This is a genomic window from Eubacterium sp. BL-380-WT-2B (genome assembly GCF_009696115.1).
Taxonomy (GTDB): domain Bacteria; phylum Bacillota; class Clostridia; order Eubacteriales; family Eubacteriaceae; genus Eubacterium; species Eubacterium callanderi.
In genome coordinates, this window is the sequence record NZ_VUMP01000009.1 from 156,245 (window position 1) to 173,035 (window position 16,791).

Sequence of the window (16,791 nt, forward strand, 5' to 3'; positions counted from 1 at the left end):
TCTTGTTTTATAGATTCTTACCCTTAACACTTAAAAATACCCTTAACATGTAGCAAATGCATAAATTCAACTATGAATTCACGCACTTGTTACTCGGTAACTTCATTCTATCGTTTTTTTTCTGTAAAAATCAAGTATGGTTTTGTTCACTTGATACACAGCCAGTCTGATTCCTCGACAAAACCATATTTTTTGTAGACGGGCATCCCAAATTTTGACGCTCGAAGGCGTATTATGGTAACACCGCTGCTTTTCACTTCCTTTACCAACATATCTAATATTTTCGTGGCAATTCCCTGACCCCGGTATGCGGGTTCTGTAAACATGTTCGTAATATAGGCAGACATTCCTGTCTTATTTGAATAGCTCGGCGGATAAACATAAAAAATAACCGCGCCTGTAGCGATAATTTTTCCATCCTCCACTGCCAGTATCTCGATCAGTGTATTGTTCTCAAAGCTCTTTCTGAAAAAAACCTGAAGTTCGTCATCAATGCTGAATACAGGGTTCAGTCCCTCATGAATTAACTGTGTTTTTCGGATTTCACATAAGAGGTCAATATCCTCAATTGTCGCTTTTCGGTAATGCAAAATTCTTTCCTCCCAAAGGCTTTCATTTTTAAACTTATTATAGCATACTTTTCCTTTTTATCACCCCAAAAAGAAAGCATTGACAGCATTGATTCCTCATTATACAATATTTTCAGAATAACGGTTAAAGGGGACCGACCATGCCAAAACTTCCGCTTCACTATAACGATGACCCTGTTTTAAAACAAAAATGCCAGAGCGTTCAGGTGGTCGATGACTCGATCCGCAGTCTGCTGAACGCCATGATGAACACTCTGCAGCTTACACCTGGCGCTGCCGCCTTAGCCGCTAACCAGGTTGGTATCCTTCTCCAGCTTGTCGTAATTGATTATGCAGGCTACCACCTGAAGCTCGTGAACCCTGAAATTCTGGACACGGAGGGATCACGAGAATGCATGGAATCTTGCCTGAGTTTCCCTGGCCGACACATAAGGACACTGCGGCCCAGGGCTGTTAGGGTACGGGCGCTGGATGAAAATGGCGTCGTAATTTATTTAGATGTCAGCGGTGAAATGGCAAAATGTCTTTGCCATGAGATCGACCATTTGCAGGGAATTGTGTTTATCGAGCGGGCTCTCCCCTATTAAGCAACATCTATAAAAAAGAGCACCGTGAAGGCCTCTTGGCCTGCCGATGCTCAGATAATTGCTTATTCAAATTCTTCAGCCAGCTGTTTTCTGAACAGCATTCTAAAAACGAAACGCACACAGGGCCCCGCAAAAAAGATTTGCCAGAACAGTGCCATTGGAAAATTCATGACTGTTGTCTGAAACCATGCAGCAATGATTTCACTTCCGGGATTCTTGAACAAAACAGTTGCAATTAGGCTCATCATTGGGCACATCAGGCAAACAGTCATTGACGATATGGCGAGAATCACGAAGATCGGTTCAGCGGATTCAGGGGATATAATCCGAAAGGCCAGTTTCTGCGCCAGTTTTTCAACCACAAACAACTCAAGAATCACCGCAACGGGCCACATGATGACCAGCTCGTGAAAAGCGAGCAGAAATACCTCGTTGCTCAGACCGCCCTTATCCAGGGCAATATTGTAACAGATCATGGCATAGACCATGACCAGGGCCATTAAAAGTGTGAAAATAATGTTCTGTAATTTTGTTTTTGGCATTTAAATTTCTCCTTTTCTGACAAAACGAAAAAAGAGTTTAAAAACGACATCTGTGTTGTTCGTTGTCATCTGTCAATTTTACAGATGTGTCGTTTCCAATTAAATACCAAAAAGTTTTAACTCTTATTCAATTGTTTTACAAGATCATACTAACACAAAAAACAATGTGATGTAATAAGTTTTTTTATGTAATGGATATCTTTTTGTAAATTTTCAGCCCTGCATCAGCTAATCATGTTTACTTTCTTTTTAAACTCACTTATGACCTCTTCAATGGTAAGCCCCTGGAGTTCTTCTTCAGTCTGCTGGATAATTCCGTTAACTAATCCATCGGTGTAAAAAATATCCAAATAATAACCTTTATACTCTTGTGCATTTCTCATAAATAACATTCCTTCTTTCTTAGATTTTTATTATAACAGATTCCCGGTTGAAAATGCACATCAATTTGAATATCTTAATTTTCAGGTTAAATCCAAAGGCTTATTATCTTTTTTTATGATTGTATAAAGAGCCATAAAGCCATTTACAAATCTTCTCCGAAATGCTGGGGCATAGATATGAATACTGTCATGCAGAGTGCCATCATAATCAAAGATAAGCAGTGGGGCTTCAGTTTTCAATTTCGTGAATCAAATTGACCATCTCGATGGCGCCAATGGCACAGTCAAAGCCCTTATTTCCAGCCTTTGTACCGGCCCGTTCAATGGCCTGCTCAATATTTTCAGTGGTGAGCACGCCAAACATTACAGGAATCTCACTGTTTAAAGATACATGGGCGATTCCCTTGGATACCTCATTACAGACATAGTCATAGTGGGAGGTACTGCCTCTGATAACAGAGCCCACACAGATTACCGCATCGTACTTACCGCAGCCTGCCATTTTAGACGCAATGAGCGGAATTTCAAATGCACCCGGCACCCAGGCAACATCAATGTCCTCATCCTGAACCTCATGCCGCTTTAGCCCGTCCAGTGTGCCTGACAGAAGCTTCGATGTTATAAACTCATTAAAACGTGATGCTACAATGCCCACCTTAATTTCTTTTGATACTAATTTTCCTTCAAATACATTCATTATTTCTCTCCTTTTTGTTTAATAATTTAATAAATGTCCCATTTTCGTCTGCTTGGTTTTTAAGTAACGCAAATCATAATCTGTAGCGGCGATCTGGATTGGTACACGTTCGATAATATCCATGCCAAAATCTGAAAGCTGATAGATTTTATCCGGATTGTTGGTCAAAAGCCGTAAGGTTTTTGCGCCCAGGTCACGCAGGATCTGTGCCCCGATAAAATACTCCCGCATATCACCGGCAAATCCCAGGGCCAGATTGGCTTCAAGGGTATCCATTCCGCGGTCCTGCAGCTCATAGGCCTTTAACTTATTGATCAGGCCAATGCCTCTTCCCTCCTGTCTCATATAGAGCAGAATACCGCGTCCTTCTTTTTCGATCTGCGTCATGGCTGCCGCAAATTGCTGCCCACAGTCACAGCGTATTGATCCAAAGGCGTCCCCTGTCAGGCATTCAGAGTGCACGCGGCACAGAAGCGCTCTACCATCTCCGATATCGCCCTTAACCAGAGCGATGTGATGCTCACCATTCATTCTGTTCACATATCCAAAGGCCTTAAAGTTGCCATATTTTGTGGGCATATTGGTGGAAGTGACACACTCTACCAGCCGGTCATGTTTTTTTCGATAAGCCTGAAGGGCTTTGATGGTTATGAACTTCATATGCCACTTCCCAGCCAGCTCAGCCAGGTCTTTTGTGCGCATCATAGAGCCGTCATCTTTCATGATTTCACAGCAGAGTCCGCATTCCTTCAGTCCTGCCAGGTGCATTAAATCAACGGTGGCCTCTGTATGTCCGTTTCGCTCCAGCACACCGTTTTTCTTTGCCATGAGCGGGAACATATGCCCTGGCCTTCGAAAATCCTCAGGCTTTGCTTCATCGCACACACATCGACGCGCGGTAAGCCCCCGCTCTTCAGCTGAGATACCTGTGGTCGTATTAATATGGTCAATGGATACTGTAAAGGCGGTTTCATGATTGTCCGAATTGTCAGAAACCATCTGTGGAAACTGAAGTTTTTTACACAGTTCAATCCCCATTGGCATACAGATCAGCCCTTTACCGTGCACTGCCATAAAATTGACATTCTCTGTTGTCGCAAATTCTGCGGCACATACAAAATCCCCTTCATTTTCTCTGTCCTCATCGTCTGTCACTAAGATAATTTTGCCCTGGCGCAGATCCTCCAACGCCTCTTCAACCGTATTAAATTCAATCATTTTCTGCCTCCTAATAGCCGAATTTCATTATAAAATCTTTTGTAATGCCGCTCTGTTGGGGCGCTGTGCCCAGTAGCTTTTCAACATATTTTCCGATACAGTCATTCTCGAGGTTCACGCAATCTCCAGCGCCTTTTTGAGATAATGTGGTATTTTTTACGGTGTGTGGGATGACCGAGACACTGAACTGATTCCCAGTTATGCCCGCAACGGTCAGGCTGATGCCGTCCACTGCGATGGAGCCTTTTTCAACGATATAGCGCAAAAGATCACTACTGGCCTGAATGGTATACCAGATAGCATTATCATCCTTTTTGACGGCTGTTATCTTACCGGTACCATCAATATGACCCGCTACAATATGACCTCCAAACCGTCCCGCCGCGGGCATGGCGCGTTCCAGATTAACTGCATCTCCGGGACGCAGGCTGCTGAGCGAGGAACGCTTCAGCGTCTCATGCATGACGTCTACTGTAAAGTATGAATCCGAAAAAGCTGTTATGGTCAGACAGACGCCGTTTACCGCGATACTGTCGCCCTCTCGGGCATCCTCTAAAACTGTCGTGGCTCCAAGCGTCAGTATGCTTGATGCCGCGCCCCGGCGGATGGACTTAACCGTACCCATTTCCTCTATAATTCCTGTAAACATGAAACCACCTCACTCTCTAAAAGAATATCCTGCCCAAGCTTTGTAATCACTGGCGCGGATAAACGCCACGCTTTCTCTGGTGAATCGACACCTGTTCCTCCAACTGGCGTTTTTGCCTGCTGTCCTCCAAATAATTTTGGGGCAACATAGGCCTGTATTTTATTGACGATCCCACTTTCTAAGGCTGCACTGTTCATCTGTGGCCCTCCCTCCATCAAAATGCTGTCAATAGCCATTTTACCGAGCTGTTTCATCAGGGCTTTCAAATCAATTCTGCCGTTTTCAACTGTCACTGTGAGTATTTCACAGCCTGCCTGTTTAAGAAGCGATCGTTTTTTATCATCACCACTGCCTGTCACAATAATGGTCCTTGTTTTCTCCGCCGTCTTTACTATCTGCGCTGTCAACGGGATGCGCAGCTTTGTGTCACAGACAATGCGGACAGGGTCCCGCCCTCTCGGTATACGGCAGGTGAGCAGCGGGTCGTCTGCCAGAACTGTTCCAATACCTGTCAGAACAGCCGCGTAACGCTTGCGGTCCAGATGGACTCTCTCTCTTGCCAACTCACCAGTGATCCATTTCGATTTTCCAGAAGCAGTTGCAGCCTTCCCGTCTATGGTCATTGCGTATTTCATGACAACGTAGGGCCTATGTGTTCTGATAAAATGGAAAAAAGCGTCATTCAGCGCGTCACATTCCTGCTGTAAAATCCCGGTCGTTACCTCAACGCCATGCTGCCGAAGGATCTCTATACTTTTTTCCGCCACCAGAGGATTAGGGTCATGAGAGCCGATCACTACACGCCTGATGCCATTTTCCAAAACAACATCGGTACAGGGCGGTGTTTTCCCAAAATGGCAGCATGGGGTAAGGGTCACATAAAGCGTGGCGTCCTGTAAATCCTCAGTGCAGTGAGCAATGGCATTGCGTTCTGCATGGGGGCCGCCATAGCGCTCATGAGCACCTCTCCCAATGACGCAGCCATTTTTTACAATCACTGCACCCACCATAGGATTGGGGTTTACAAAACCACAGCCCTTCCAAGCCTCCTCAAGAGCCAGCCGCATATAATCCTGGTCGTTCAAATATAACACCTCCTAAAAAGAAAAAATACCTTGAATAAAATCATTCAAGGCATTTGATGTCAGTTTCCTGCACTCAAGGTATATTTAAAATTAAAAAAGCTCTGAAATGATAAAATCATTCCAGAGCAAATAAAACATAACCATCGTTTATCTTCTTTCATCCAGACTGTACTGTCGGCTTCGGAGTTTCACCGAATCATGCCTTACGGCTCGTGGGCTGTACCACCGGTAGGGAATTACACCCTGCCCTGAAGATTGCTTATTCAATTGCTTTGTAGTATAGCACGGTTTATTTTGACTGTCAATAGTTTGATTACTGTTCCATCAATTTTTATCGTCACTACTGGATGTTCTGTATCCGAGAATAAACACCTCAAAGAGGTGTCTTCAACCGCACTCCCGGTTTCTTTTCTTCAAAGCTTTTTGTATTCTTCATCTTCTACTGCCTCAAGCCATTCGTTTGCCGCATCCTCTGCCGGAACCTCAACGGCTAAATGGGAAAACCAGCTGTCCTTTGCTGCTCCATGCCAGTGTTTAACCTCTGGCGGAATACTCACGACATCTCCTGGATTTAATTCCTGCGCGGGTTCTCCCCAGGCCTGGTACCATCCTCTACCGCCGGTGACCAGAAGAATCTGTCCTCCCCTGTGATGGATATGCCAGTTGTTTCTGCAGCCTGGCTCAAAGGTAACATTTCCAATCACTACGCCCGATGTCGACAGCATATTCAGATAACTTTGGCCAACAAAGTATTCCGCAAAGGTGTCGTTCTTTTCTCCAATTGGAAAAACACCCGGATTTTTATAATTATTTTTGTTCATTTTTAACCCTCCTTATATGATTTCTAACGTCAGCCTGTTTTTTCAGGCCTCTGTATATTACTTTAACACTTGAAGTGAACTCCAAGTCAAGCTTATATTGAAAATATTTATACTGTTTATCATTTTTATTTTAAACAAAAAAAGAACGTGTATATCAAAGCTACACGTCCAAATATTTTTTATTACACTATTTAACGCAATGATGCTTCCTACTCAGATATAATCGCACCAGTAGGACAGGTTTCCTCGCACACACCACAGTCTACACATTCATCTGCGTTAATAATATACCTGTCATCCCCTTTTGAAATTGCCTCGACCGGACACTCTGTCACACATCCGCCGCAGGCTATACACTCGCCTGAAATAATATACGCCATTAGCCACTCCTTATGTCATCTGAAAAATCTGGAATTCGCACTTAATACTATAATTTTTTCTTTAGCCGGTCAACGGCTTCTTCCCGCGTTGCCACGAAAAAGAAATTTTTGCCATGGTTACTTTCATAAATAAAATCTTGCAAAGGCTTACTCTTATATTTTGAGTAATCACCAAATATCGCTGCTTTGATACGATAATTCATAAATTTCTGTAGGATCTCACCGGCAATTCCTGTACTCAGTATAAAAAATTCTTCTGAAACAGCATCTTTATCAATCACAATTCTGTCCGCACCGGTTTCGTATTGTACCGTCATGATTAAATCAAGTGCGGAGTTCGTATCTACAATGATTCTCTCTTCACTGGAAACAACTGCAATATTCGCTTCATCTGTCATAATCTTTTCAATTTTCATAAATTTCCTCCTAAAACTAAATTTGCAGTACAAATTCCAGCTAGCTAGAGAGTATACTATGATTTTTCGTTTTTGTCAAATGCCTGCCTCTGTCCCGCTTTAATTAAGACATTTTATATAATAGAACTTAATTCCATAATTCAAAAGAAAAACTTTTCGTCATTATATCGCTGAGGGTTCACTTCAAGCCAAGAGAAAAATACCGATATAACCTCACACTGCCAGCCTAACGGATCTTATCCAGAAGCATATTGTACTGGCGGTTTTCTGCATTGATTCCCAATGATTTGATGCCTCCCTGCACACCAGTGTTCTTTTTGATCATAGACTCGATATAATCGGAGTGCTGAGGCCCTGTTCGGAATATTTCCTCTGCACGGTGGTCTTTATCAATGCGGAAGCAGGACATGGTTCGGATAGTGTGGTGGTCCTCCCCGCGGACTGTGACACGGCCGCCGGGACCATCATAGAACACGTTTCCGCTCTCAAGCGCTGAGATAACCGCTTCGGTTTCTGTTGTCCCTGCCATCTCCACAGCCCGTTTATACAAATACATGGCCGTGTAGGCGGTTTCAGTATCCATGTTCATGTATGGTACATTCTGATGGTTGTAGACAGAGCGGAATTTCTTTACATATTGCCGCGCTTTTGGGGTTTTTAACTCTTCAATGAACGATGCCATCACATACATATTCTCAAGGACTGGCGCTTTCAGTTCAACATTCAATGGATACTCTGCTGCGACCTGTGTGGTTGCGTTGGGAATATGGTTCAGCCCGCGCTCATGCCACTGGAGATAAAAGCGGTCCTGATTTGGATAAACGCACATGGAAAACAGAACATCGGTCTGTACCTGGAGAATGCGGTCAATGACTGATGTGAAATCCATCATTTTTTCATCGAGATATTCAATACCGACGACCTCTCCCCCCAGCTTGGGAACAAGGTATTTCACCCACTCAGCAGACAGAATGCCATAATTATAATCTGCTGCCACAACATAACATTTAGAACCATACTTTTTAAAAAGGTAGGCCAGCATTTTTTCCATTTGCTGCTCCGGCATGGCCGATAAGCAGAAAACATAGTGCCCTGAAACACCGCCCTCGGTCTGCTGGGTGTTGAGATAAAGCGTCTTTGTCTGCTGGGCACAGCGCTGCATGATATCTCGTGAGGGAGACAGGGTTGACCCCATGAGAACATCCACATGCTCCTGTTGAGTGAGCTCAAAGGACGCCCTGTTTGTCAGGTCAGACTGAGAACGGTCGTCGCGGATCAGCAGTTCAATCTGTTTTCCATCGATACCGCCTGCCTCATTAATCTCCTTTACTGCCAGCTGGTAGGCCGCCTGCTTGCTCCGTTCTTCCTTTGAGGCGATGCCTGTCAAATCTCCGATAATACCAATTTTAACCACAGAGCTGTCCTTTCTGACTTTTATATCAAGATAAGTCATTTTTTCTGGAAAGCAGATGGTTACCTCACAGCCCTTTTCAGGTTGTCCCATAATCGACGCCTTTCCATCAAACCGCTCTGCAATCCTGCGAACAGTCGCCAGACCGATACCATTTCCCTCGTAGGCTTCATTGCTCTCAAGCCGTTCAAATGCTTCAAAGACGCGATCCGCATAGTTCATATCAAAACCAATACCGTTATCGCGAAAATGAAACGCCACACTGCCATCACGTACTGTGGCAAAAACCTTGATCTGCGCTTTTTTTCTGCTTCTTGTAAACTTAATACTATTTGAAAGAATATTCATGATCATCAGCTTGATCAGAAACATATCACCTGTAATCTCGGGCAAATCCTCCATACTTAGGATAACCTTCCGTTTCGGCTCTGCCCGCATCAATTCCTCAAAGCACTGGTGGATGAGCAGTTGTGTATTAATGCGTATCCGATCAATATTTTTAAGATCCGCTTTAGAGTACTCCATCAGCCGTTTCACCATATCGGTCATTCTCTCACAGGTTCTGCGAATGGCGTGAAGGTCCTCAATAGACTGCGGCGCCAGCCTGTCTCTGTTGTCCTCTTCAATAAACTCCGCATACAGGCTGATTTCACGGGCTGGTGTTTTCAATTCGTGGGCAACGGTATAGATAAAAGAATTGAGCTGCTCAGCCGTTTTTTCTTCCATTTGTTTTTTATCTTCCATGGCTTGTATCTCCATATACTTTGTTAATTGCACAAATAAACCGACCAAATACGAACAAAAAAGTGCCGGCTCAACACCGGCACTGCTTCTTCAGGCTGTTAAGTCCTGATGATACTTTATCACGCTTCATGCTTCCAGGCAACAGCTTATCTTAACGTTTTACCAAAACCATCGCAACATCATTGACATTCGTACCTGTCGCTCCGGTCATGATCAGGCCATCACAGGCCTTAAGGGCATTGTAAGCATCGTTCTCCTGAAGGGTATCAAATATCGAAATTCCTAATTCCGATAATGCTGATTTTGTGTTTTCATCCACAAAACCGCCTGCGGCGTCTGTCGGCCCATCCGTACCGTCAGAGCCGACGCTGAAAACAGCCGTATCATGGCAATCTGAAATCTTATCAGCTGCCGCCAGAGCAATCTCCTGGTTGCGGCCTCCTTTTCCTTTTCCGGTCAGCTGGACCACTGTCTCTCCACCAGCGATCCAGGCACAGCTTTTTGTTGTCTCCTGATGCGTCAGGGCGATATCTCCCAGCAGTGTTCCAGCCTCCCGCGCGACACAATCGAGGTGATCCGTTAAGAGCTCGGTTTTATAGCCGCACTCTTCTACAGCGTTTCTGGCCGCTGTACAGAGCTCACGCACACTTCCGGTTATCACTGTCTCAACATTGTCAAGCTGCTTTGGTGTCTCCCGTTCCAAGGCATCCCATGCAGCTGATGAAAGCTTCAACCCATATTTCCGTGCCACGTGCTTAGCGTCATCAGCTGTTGAGGAATCCGGGTAAGCTGGTCCGCTGGCAATCATATCCAGCGGATCACCCACAATATCACTCAGGACAATACAATATACCTGGGCAGGCTTACAGGCGAGGGCGAATCGCCCGCCCTTCACCCTGCTCATACGCTTGCGAAGCGTGTTCATCTCAACGATATCCGCACCGCTGGCCAGCAGCTGTTCTGTCAGATTGGTCAGTTCTTTTCCCGGAATCACTGGGTCCTCGAACAACGCCGATCCGCCTCCCGAGAGTAAGAAGAGAACGGTGTCATCCTGACTTAAACCCTTGACCAGCGCTAGGGCTGCCTGTGTAGCTTTAAAAGAATTCTCATCCGGGACAGGATGTCCCGCCTCAATGCAGGTATAATTGGCGACAGGGCCTTTATTATAGCCGTATTTTGTCACGATCACGCCAGACTCAATGCGTTTTCCAAACACCTTATCTGCCGCCTGCGCCATCTGCCACGCCGCCTTGCCTACCGCTACCAGCCGCACCCGGCCATTTCCAAAATTTTTGTTTTCAAGAGCCCTTTTGACCGCCTCATCCGGCAAAACGGCGTCAATTGATTTTTTTATAATATAATCTGCGTCTTCTCTGATACTTGACATTTTATTACCTCTGTTTTCATTTTGGATATTTCCGGATCGCTATGCTTATCCTGCTATTGCACAGATCTTAGAATCTGTTCTCAAACGCGGAACATCTTTTTAGCACGCTCAATAGCTTCCTGCGCTTCCCCAACACATTTTTCGGTATAAGCATAAAGGATATCTGCCGCTTCCTGCACTTTTCCATCATTTTTCAATGCCGCTGCTCTCATCTCAACAGCGTCGACCTCGGCCAGCCATCTGTTTTCCAGCTCATCAAATAAACTTCTTACAATCGCGTGGCGCTGTTCATAGGTGTCTCCATCTGCGTTGCCGTTGATTTCATCCATCAGCGAACGCATATCCCACCAGAATGAACCTTCTTTATAGGTGTCTTCACAGTCAACCTCTGACGGCGCACACATGGTTTTTCCAAAGGTTCCTGCCTTCTGTAAATATTCCGGCAGGCCTCTGGCGTCAATAAACAATGGGATATAAATGCTGCAGCATGGAACCACTGGCGCCCACCACATAACAGGCAGCTTCCGGTCATTATCGGGTAAAACCGCCACCATCGAAGAGGCAGTATTTCCCCAGGTGAATCCTGCCGGAGAATCGTGCATACAGATCGTAAGAAAATCCGGTGACGACGCATTGAAATATGGGCCTTCTAAAAAGGTGTCCTCATAGTGGTCGCGCAGAATACGTTTCATATCTGTAACACCAATTTTTTCATCACGTCCTGCTGCCTGTGAAAGTAATTGCCGGGCACGCTGAACGCGGATATGAGAAAGCTGGCGTGGGTTGTTCTGATTAATATATGCCTTTGCAAAATCAAAAGCATCCCGTTTTTCCTCTGGACACCAGCCCTTTTTAATCGCGTGGTCAATAAGATCACTGCAGCCACTTGTCATATCTGTGCGGATACTGACCTCATTTGAAATGGCAGCATAGCCTTTTTCAACTTTACGTACAGCCCAACGGTTACCAGCGGTTTCAAGAATGTAGGCCTCTTTTTTATCTGCGATAATATAAGAATTATTATAAGAGCCCGAAACTGTGTCCGACATCGGCACGCCAGAGCCCCACTGCCCATACGCTTCAACCAGTTTTGTCATAACATCCAGGGCTTCTTCTGCGGTTTTACCCCGTTCCAGTCCTAACCGGATAAGCTCCATACCCAGAACTCCCTTATCGACCGGCTTTCCTGATTCCTCGGATTCTGCATTTTCGGTTAAATCCTTTGTATAAACCGCTTCATTGCCAATGGTCACACCAAACTCATTCATGCCCTCTTCATATCCCCAACACCAGTAAGGTGATGACCCAAAGGTCCGATACCGTTCTCCAGCCTGATCAATCGACACGTACGCAAGCTGCAGTTTTTCTCCGTCACCAAATGTTTTTGCTTCATGATAAGCCATCGGCTGACAGTCAAAAGCCGGGCGATCACTATTTTTTGCCAGAATCACGGAATTCAATGCCGAAACGTCAGACAACGCTACAAAAGTATCACACATTTTAATTACCTCCTGAAAAATAAAACTTAATAACCAGTGTACTTCTTATGGTTAAATGATACTGGAAAGGTTATCAAAAGTGAATGCAATTTGGGCAAAGGATTATTTCAAAAAGACAGGAGGAGGACATACTCTGGAAATTATTCCATGAAAAACCTGTCTTTTTTTCAGAAATAAGCCGGACGTGCTCACGCCATAACAACGCGATTAAAGCTGCCTATTTTCTGAGCAGATTCTCTCTGTAACTACTTGGCGACCAGCCTGTCGTATTTTTAAAAATACGGCTGAAGTACTCTACATCCTCGTAACCCAGTACTTCAGCTATTTCATATATTTTCAAGCATTTATCCAACAGCAGTATTTCTGCGCGCCGCATTTTTAAAAATGTCAGATACTGTGAAAAGCTGACCTTCATTTCCTGTTTAAATAAGCTTCCCAGATATTTCTGGTTGACAAAATAAGTGTTGGCCAAGCCAGCAAGGCTATACTTTTCCTCTGGCTGTTCAAGTGCCAGCTCACACATTTCCCTGACCATTCGGTTGTCGATTTTTGGGATAAAAGGCTTCAATTCTTTAAATATCCGGGAAATCCATTCTGCAAAGGTAAACGCTTCTGTTTCATTTGTTCGTTCGTGAAGGTCGATATGAAACAAATCCTTCATCATAAAATATTTTTTCAAATAAGGCTTTATGCTGAGAAGAGACTCCTCGAGCTTTTTAAGCAGATCGTTCATACAGATAGCCCGCGCCTCTCTGCTCTGCGTGTCCTTTTCCAGTTCATCATCAACATGCCGCGCATAAACCATGGTGTCATCCAGATTTCCGCTCAGGATATATTCTGCCAGGGCATCGATATAGCGTACACTGGAGGGCGCCGTTTCGCTGATACTGCTGAGGAAGGTGTAAGCTCGCTCAAAAGAATCCTCCACCTTAGTGTTATCAATGGGCTTGACAATGTAATCAAAGGCACCATTTAAAATCCCTTCTTTTGCATATGAAAATTCAGCATATTCACTCAGCAGAATAACACATCTGCAAAGATTCCCCTGCTTGATCTGCTTAAGCAGTGAAATCCCGTCAACCAACGGCATCCGGATGTCTGTGAGAACCAGCTCGATTTTCTGTTTTCTGAGAAGCTCAAGAGCTTCAAGGCCGTTTGAAGCCTCGCCGCTGATCCTGAATTTTCCATTACATTTCTCCCAATAGGGCATACGCTTCAGCTTTCTTCGAAAAACTTCTCTGTCATCAACGACTAATATGTTGTACATTCTTATTTACCTCTTCATAGCATCAGGACCCCTGCCGTCACGCGAAAACAAAAAAGCCCTCAATCATTGATTTCAGGCAGTTTATGGCGGAGAAGGTGGGATTCGAACCCACGTGCCCCGGAAGGCAACCGCATTTCGAGTGCGGCTCGTTATGACCACTTCGATACTTCTCCAAACAATATTTATCTTATAATATCCTAATCCACTTTATCCAAGATGTCAATTCTTTTTTCCTGAAAAAGCATGCGTCCTTTTAAAGATAATTTTCAAGAATACATTGTATAATATTAAAAAATTATTTTATTTCAGCAAAATATAAATCCAGAAGAATGAATGGATAATTAAAATGAAAGAAGGTTCCTGACAATGCTCTATGAATTTAAGCTAAAAACAGACCGTGAAAATATGCACGATATTACGCCTCAGGTTTGGGAGGCCGTCCAAAAAAGTGGTATTAAGGATGGCACGGTTACAGTCTTTGCGCCACATACCACAGCCGCCATTACCATCAATGAAAACGCCGACCCGGATGTGGTTCATGATATGCTTATCGGACTGCGCCATACCTATCCCGATCTTCCCAAATACCAGCACGCGGAGGGCAACAGCACTGCCCACTTAAAATCAAGCACACTTGGTGTAAGCGAGACAATTATGCTGGTGGGCGGCAGTTTACTGCTGGGAACCTGGCAGGACATTTATTTCTGTGAGTTTGATGGCCCCCGAAACCGCCATTTTTATGTACGGATCACAGAAGAAAAATAATGAGACGAACGCTGAGCAGCCCTGCGCTGTACCAGCGTTCGTTTTTTAGTACACGCTATTCCTCCCGCGGTAAATTAGCATCTTTTTCCTGCGCAGTGAGCAATACTGGCAGAACAATTTTGACAGAAAAGTACTTGTTTTTCTGGCTCTCAAAAGTTATTTTGCCAGCCATAACGCCCACCACCTTTTTTACAATGAAAAGGCCAAGGCCGTGATTCTGCACAGCGTTCTCCTGCTCGTTTTGGATATAATGAGTGGCGTTTCGGATTTGCTCAAGCTTTTCGGGCCCGGCCCCAATCCCGTTATCCGATATTAACAGCTCCAGCTTCTCCCCTCTTTTTTCAAGCTTTACCAGAATATCACAGCCATCCGGGTTATGCCGGATGCTGTTTTGTATCAGATTGACCAGGGCCCTCTCAAAGAGTCTGTCATCCCCCTTTACCAGACATCCGCCGTAGCCGTCACTGTAAACAAAATCAATGGTATACTGCTCTGGAAGACCATTGTTTAAAGTGTCGCTGATAACCTGGCGCAGGCACTCCATAACATCTATGGACTCAAGGCACAGGGGCTGCATTTCATATTCCAGCTTTGACGCCAGATTCAAATCATTGACCAGTGAACGGATACGCAGGGTTTGATGGCTGATGGTTTCCCCTGCCTGCCGGGTTTCGGTATCATCCCTTGTCTTAAGGCCTTCGGCGTAGCCAAGGATAATGGACAACGGTGTTCGGATATCATGGGATACACCGGCAATCCAGTTTGCGCGGGCGCTGTCCTTTTTTTTAAGGGCTTCATTTTTTTCTGACAATATGGCCGAGGTCTGATTAATGCTCGCGAACAGCTCTGAGAATGCTCCTTTTTCTTTGAGCTTAACCGGACGATCTCTTGAAAGTGCCTCTAATCCTGCCACTATATTTTTGACAGGGCGCATCATCAGGGTTCCGCTGATGATATAAATCACCATGATCACCAGCAGATTGAGCGCCAGCATAAGGGGCAGAGCCTGGGTAATGGTCTTTTGAAGCACTGGTATGCTGTAATACTTGTCCCCGAGACGCATGTAGCTGTCCTTTGGAAAGCCCAAAACCAACAAGCCATTGGGATTTTCCCAGGTAAAGGCCGGGTAGTCTTTCAGGTAATAGCGCGAAAAACCGGCAATATCTGTTGGTGTGAAATGGCTGGGTATTTCCGGCGGCGCGTGGTCACTCCAGATAACATCACTGGTTGCATTGTCAATGAGTATGGCCCAAGCGCCGCTCTCTGCAAGCAGGGTTTTTCCCTCCTCCGAAAGCTCAGGTGTACCACTTTCGCTTTTCAGCAGGCCATCGGATACCTTTTCGATAATCGCGCCTGGCGACTCCTTCAGATTTCCAGTTACCGGATGGACTGCGACCGCATAGCCCAAATACAGATTGAGGATAAAGAGCACAACAATGGAAAGCATGATCAAAACCATATAGCGTCTGAAAAAAAACCGGATATGCTTAAACATGATATTGCTCCTCTATTTACTTACGAGCAGCTTATAGCCAAGCCCTTTGACTGTAATAAGAGACTTTGGATGGCTGGGGTCAGTCTCGATTTTTTCGCGAATACGACCGATATGAGCCATGAGCGGTTTTTCATAGCCATAACTGTCGCCCTCCCATACAAAATCGCAGAGGGCGCCAATGGTTACAATTTTCCCTGCATTTTCATAGAGCTTTTGAAGAATGGCATGCTCTTTGGCCGTAAGGGGAAGAATCTCCTCTCCCCTGATAATCTCAGCGCGGTCCAGATCTACTGTGGCGTCAGCCAGGATAAAGGTCGGCGCTTCGTTTTTGTAGGCACGTTTTAAAATAGCTGTGATCCTGAACACAAGCTCCTGGGGCAGAAAGGGCTTGATAATATAATCATCCGCTCCCAGACCAAAGCCGGTGAACCGGTCGTCGGCATTGCCTCTGGCTGATAAAAAAAGCACCGGGATATCCGAGGATCCACGGATGAATTTTAGCAGCTCAAAACCTTCACCATCTTGCAGCATCACATCAAGCACGGCCATATCCGGAGCTTTTTCCAGAAAAACGGTTATTCCCTCGGCCATGCTCGACGCTGTATAAACCTTCGCAAATCCTTCATTTTCGAGTATCTTATGCACCAGCTTTAAAAGCTCTGGTTCATCGTCGACCAGAAGAATGCCTTTATCTTTAATGTAATCCATAATTTTACCTCCTGTTCTAAAGGGATTATACCACATTCTAAGCGCCTTCCGGCGCTACAGATAAAAAAGTAGACTAAAAGTAGAGTGGCTGTAAAGCATTTGTGAAGTGGCGGTGGTAAGCTATAAACATCTTAGAAAAAGGAGTAC

18 protein-coding genes, 1 tRNA gene and 1 riboswitch are annotated in these 16,791 nt (G+C 44.9%); of the genes, 2 read left to right on the forward strand and 17 right to left on the reverse strand.

Annotated features, from left to right (window positions below):
• Positions 1 to 146 precede the first annotated feature (146 nt).
• Positions 147 to 590 carry a GNAT family N-acetyltransferase gene (locus FYJ53_RS18100; protein ID WP_013380592.1) on the reverse strand — a complete coding sequence of 148 codons (444 nt, stop codon included), beginning with the start codon at positions 588 to 590 and terminating at the stop codon, positions 147 to 149.
• A 140-nt stretch (positions 591 to 730) separates the two neighbouring features.
• Here FYJ53_RS18100 and def point away from each other — a divergent pair, with 140 nt between their 5' ends.
• Positions 731 to 1,177: a peptide deformylase gene (gene def / locus FYJ53_RS18105; protein ID WP_148430639.1), complete on the forward strand. Its 447-nt coding sequence runs from the start codon at positions 731 to 733 to the stop codon at positions 1,175 to 1,177.
• 62 nt (positions 1,178 to 1,239) lie between these two features.
• Here the strand turns inward: def and FYJ53_RS18110 are convergent, their stop codons facing one another.
• The 14 genes from FYJ53_RS18110 to FYJ53_RS18170 form a co-directional block, all read right to left on the reverse strand.
• A complete protein-coding gene (locus FYJ53_RS18110) occupies positions 1,240 to 1,719 on the reverse strand; it encodes a DUF2798 domain-containing protein (RefSeq protein WP_013380594.1) in 480 nt (159 codons plus the stop codon).
• Positions 1,720 to 1,943: 224 nt separating this feature from the next.
• Positions 1,944 to 2,102, reverse strand: coding sequence for a hypothetical protein (locus FYJ53_RS21240; RefSeq protein WP_013380595.1), 159 nt, complete (start codon positions 2,100 to 2,102; stop codon positions 1,944 to 1,946).
• A gap of 229 nt (positions 2,103 to 2,331) precedes the next feature.
• The gene (ribE, locus tag FYJ53_RS18115) at positions 2,332 to 2,799 is read right to left on the reverse strand and encodes a 6,7-dimethyl-8-ribityllumazine synthase (RefSeq protein WP_154557572.1); all 468 of its coding nucleotides are present in this window, start codon (positions 2,797 to 2,799) and stop codon (positions 2,332 to 2,334) included.
• An 18-nt stretch (positions 2,800 to 2,817) separates the two neighbouring features.
• On the reverse strand, positions 2,818 to 4,017 hold the full coding sequence (locus FYJ53_RS18120) for a bifunctional 3,4-dihydroxy-2-butanone-4-phosphate synthase/GTP cyclohydrolase II (protein WP_154557573.1): 1,200 nt from the start codon (positions 4,015 to 4,017) through the stop codon (positions 2,818 to 2,820).
• 10 nt (positions 4,018 to 4,027) lie between these two features.
• On the reverse strand, positions 4,028 to 4,666 hold the full coding sequence (locus tag FYJ53_RS18125) for a riboflavin synthase (RefSeq protein ID WP_154557574.1): 639 nt from the start codon (positions 4,664 to 4,666) through the stop codon (positions 4,028 to 4,030).
• Entirely contained in the window at positions 4,648 to 5,751 is a 1,104-nt protein-coding gene (gene ribD, locus FYJ53_RS18130; RefSeq protein ID WP_154557575.1) for a bifunctional diaminohydroxyphosphoribosylaminopyrimidine deaminase/5-amino-6-(5-phosphoribosylamino)uracil reductase RibD, read from the reverse strand. Before ribD ends, FYJ53_RS18125 begins: the two co-directional genes overlap by 19 nt.
• A gap of 145 nt (positions 5,752 to 5,896) precedes the next feature.
• Positions 5,897 to 6,011, reverse strand: a riboswitch (FMN riboswitch).
• A 153-nt stretch (positions 6,012 to 6,164) separates the two neighbouring features.
• Positions 6,165 to 6,572, reverse strand: coding sequence for a cupin domain-containing protein (locus FYJ53_RS18135; protein WP_148430627.1), 408 nt, complete (start codon positions 6,570 to 6,572; stop codon positions 6,165 to 6,167).
• Positions 6,573 to 6,781: 209 nt separating this feature from the next.
• Entirely contained in the window at positions 6,782 to 6,952 is a 171-nt protein-coding gene (locus FYJ53_RS18140) for a DUF362 domain-containing protein (protein WP_013380602.1), read from the reverse strand.
• A gap of 47 nt (positions 6,953 to 6,999) precedes the next feature.
• Positions 7,000 to 7,368: a DUF4180 domain-containing protein gene (locus tag FYJ53_RS18145; protein WP_148430625.1), complete on the reverse strand. Its 369-nt coding sequence runs from the start codon at positions 7,366 to 7,368 to the stop codon at positions 7,000 to 7,002.
• Positions 7,369 to 7,594: 226 nt separating this feature from the next.
• Entirely contained in the window at positions 7,595 to 9,523 is a 1,929-nt protein-coding gene (locus FYJ53_RS18150) for an ABC transporter substrate-binding protein (protein WP_148430623.1), read from the reverse strand.
• Positions 9,524 to 9,674: 151 nt separating this feature from the next.
• On the reverse strand, positions 9,675 to 10,910 hold the full coding sequence (locus tag FYJ53_RS18155; protein ID WP_154557576.1) for a glycerate kinase: 1,236 nt from the start codon (positions 10,908 to 10,910) through the stop codon (positions 9,675 to 9,677).
• Positions 10,911 to 10,990: 80 nt separating this feature from the next.
• Positions 10,991 to 12,409: a C69 family dipeptidase gene (locus FYJ53_RS18160; RefSeq protein WP_154557577.1), complete on the reverse strand. Its 1,419-nt coding sequence runs from the start codon at positions 12,407 to 12,409 to the stop codon at positions 10,991 to 10,993.
• 217 nt (positions 12,410 to 12,626) lie between these two features.
• Positions 12,627 to 13,676: a response regulator gene (locus FYJ53_RS18165; RefSeq protein WP_154557578.1), complete on the reverse strand. Its 1,050-nt coding sequence runs from the start codon at positions 13,674 to 13,676 to the stop codon at positions 12,627 to 12,629.
• An 84-nt stretch (positions 13,677 to 13,760) separates the two neighbouring features.
• Positions 13,761 to 13,849, reverse strand: a tRNA-Ser gene (locus tag FYJ53_RS18170).
• Positions 13,850 to 14,042: 193 nt separating this feature from the next.
• On the opposite strand from FYJ53_RS18170, the gene FYJ53_RS18175 reads away from it, so the two are divergent.
• Positions 14,043 to 14,441 carry a secondary thiamine-phosphate synthase enzyme YjbQ gene (locus FYJ53_RS18175; RefSeq protein WP_148430615.1) on the forward strand — a complete coding sequence of 133 codons (399 nt, stop codon included), beginning with the start codon at positions 14,043 to 14,045 and terminating at the stop codon, positions 14,439 to 14,441.
• 55 nt (positions 14,442 to 14,496) lie between these two features.
• On the opposite strand, the gene FYJ53_RS18180 is transcribed toward FYJ53_RS18175, so the two are convergent.
• A complete protein-coding gene (locus FYJ53_RS18180; RefSeq protein WP_154557579.1) occupies positions 14,497 to 15,936 on the reverse strand; it encodes a sensor histidine kinase KdpD in 1,440 nt (479 codons plus the stop codon).
• A gap of 12 nt (positions 15,937 to 15,948) precedes the next feature.
• Positions 15,949 to 16,644, reverse strand: a complete 696-nt coding sequence (locus FYJ53_RS18185) for a response regulator transcription factor (protein ID WP_154557580.1) — start codon at positions 16,642 to 16,644, stop codon at positions 15,949 to 15,951.
• Positions 16,645 to 16,791 lie beyond the last annotated feature (147 nt).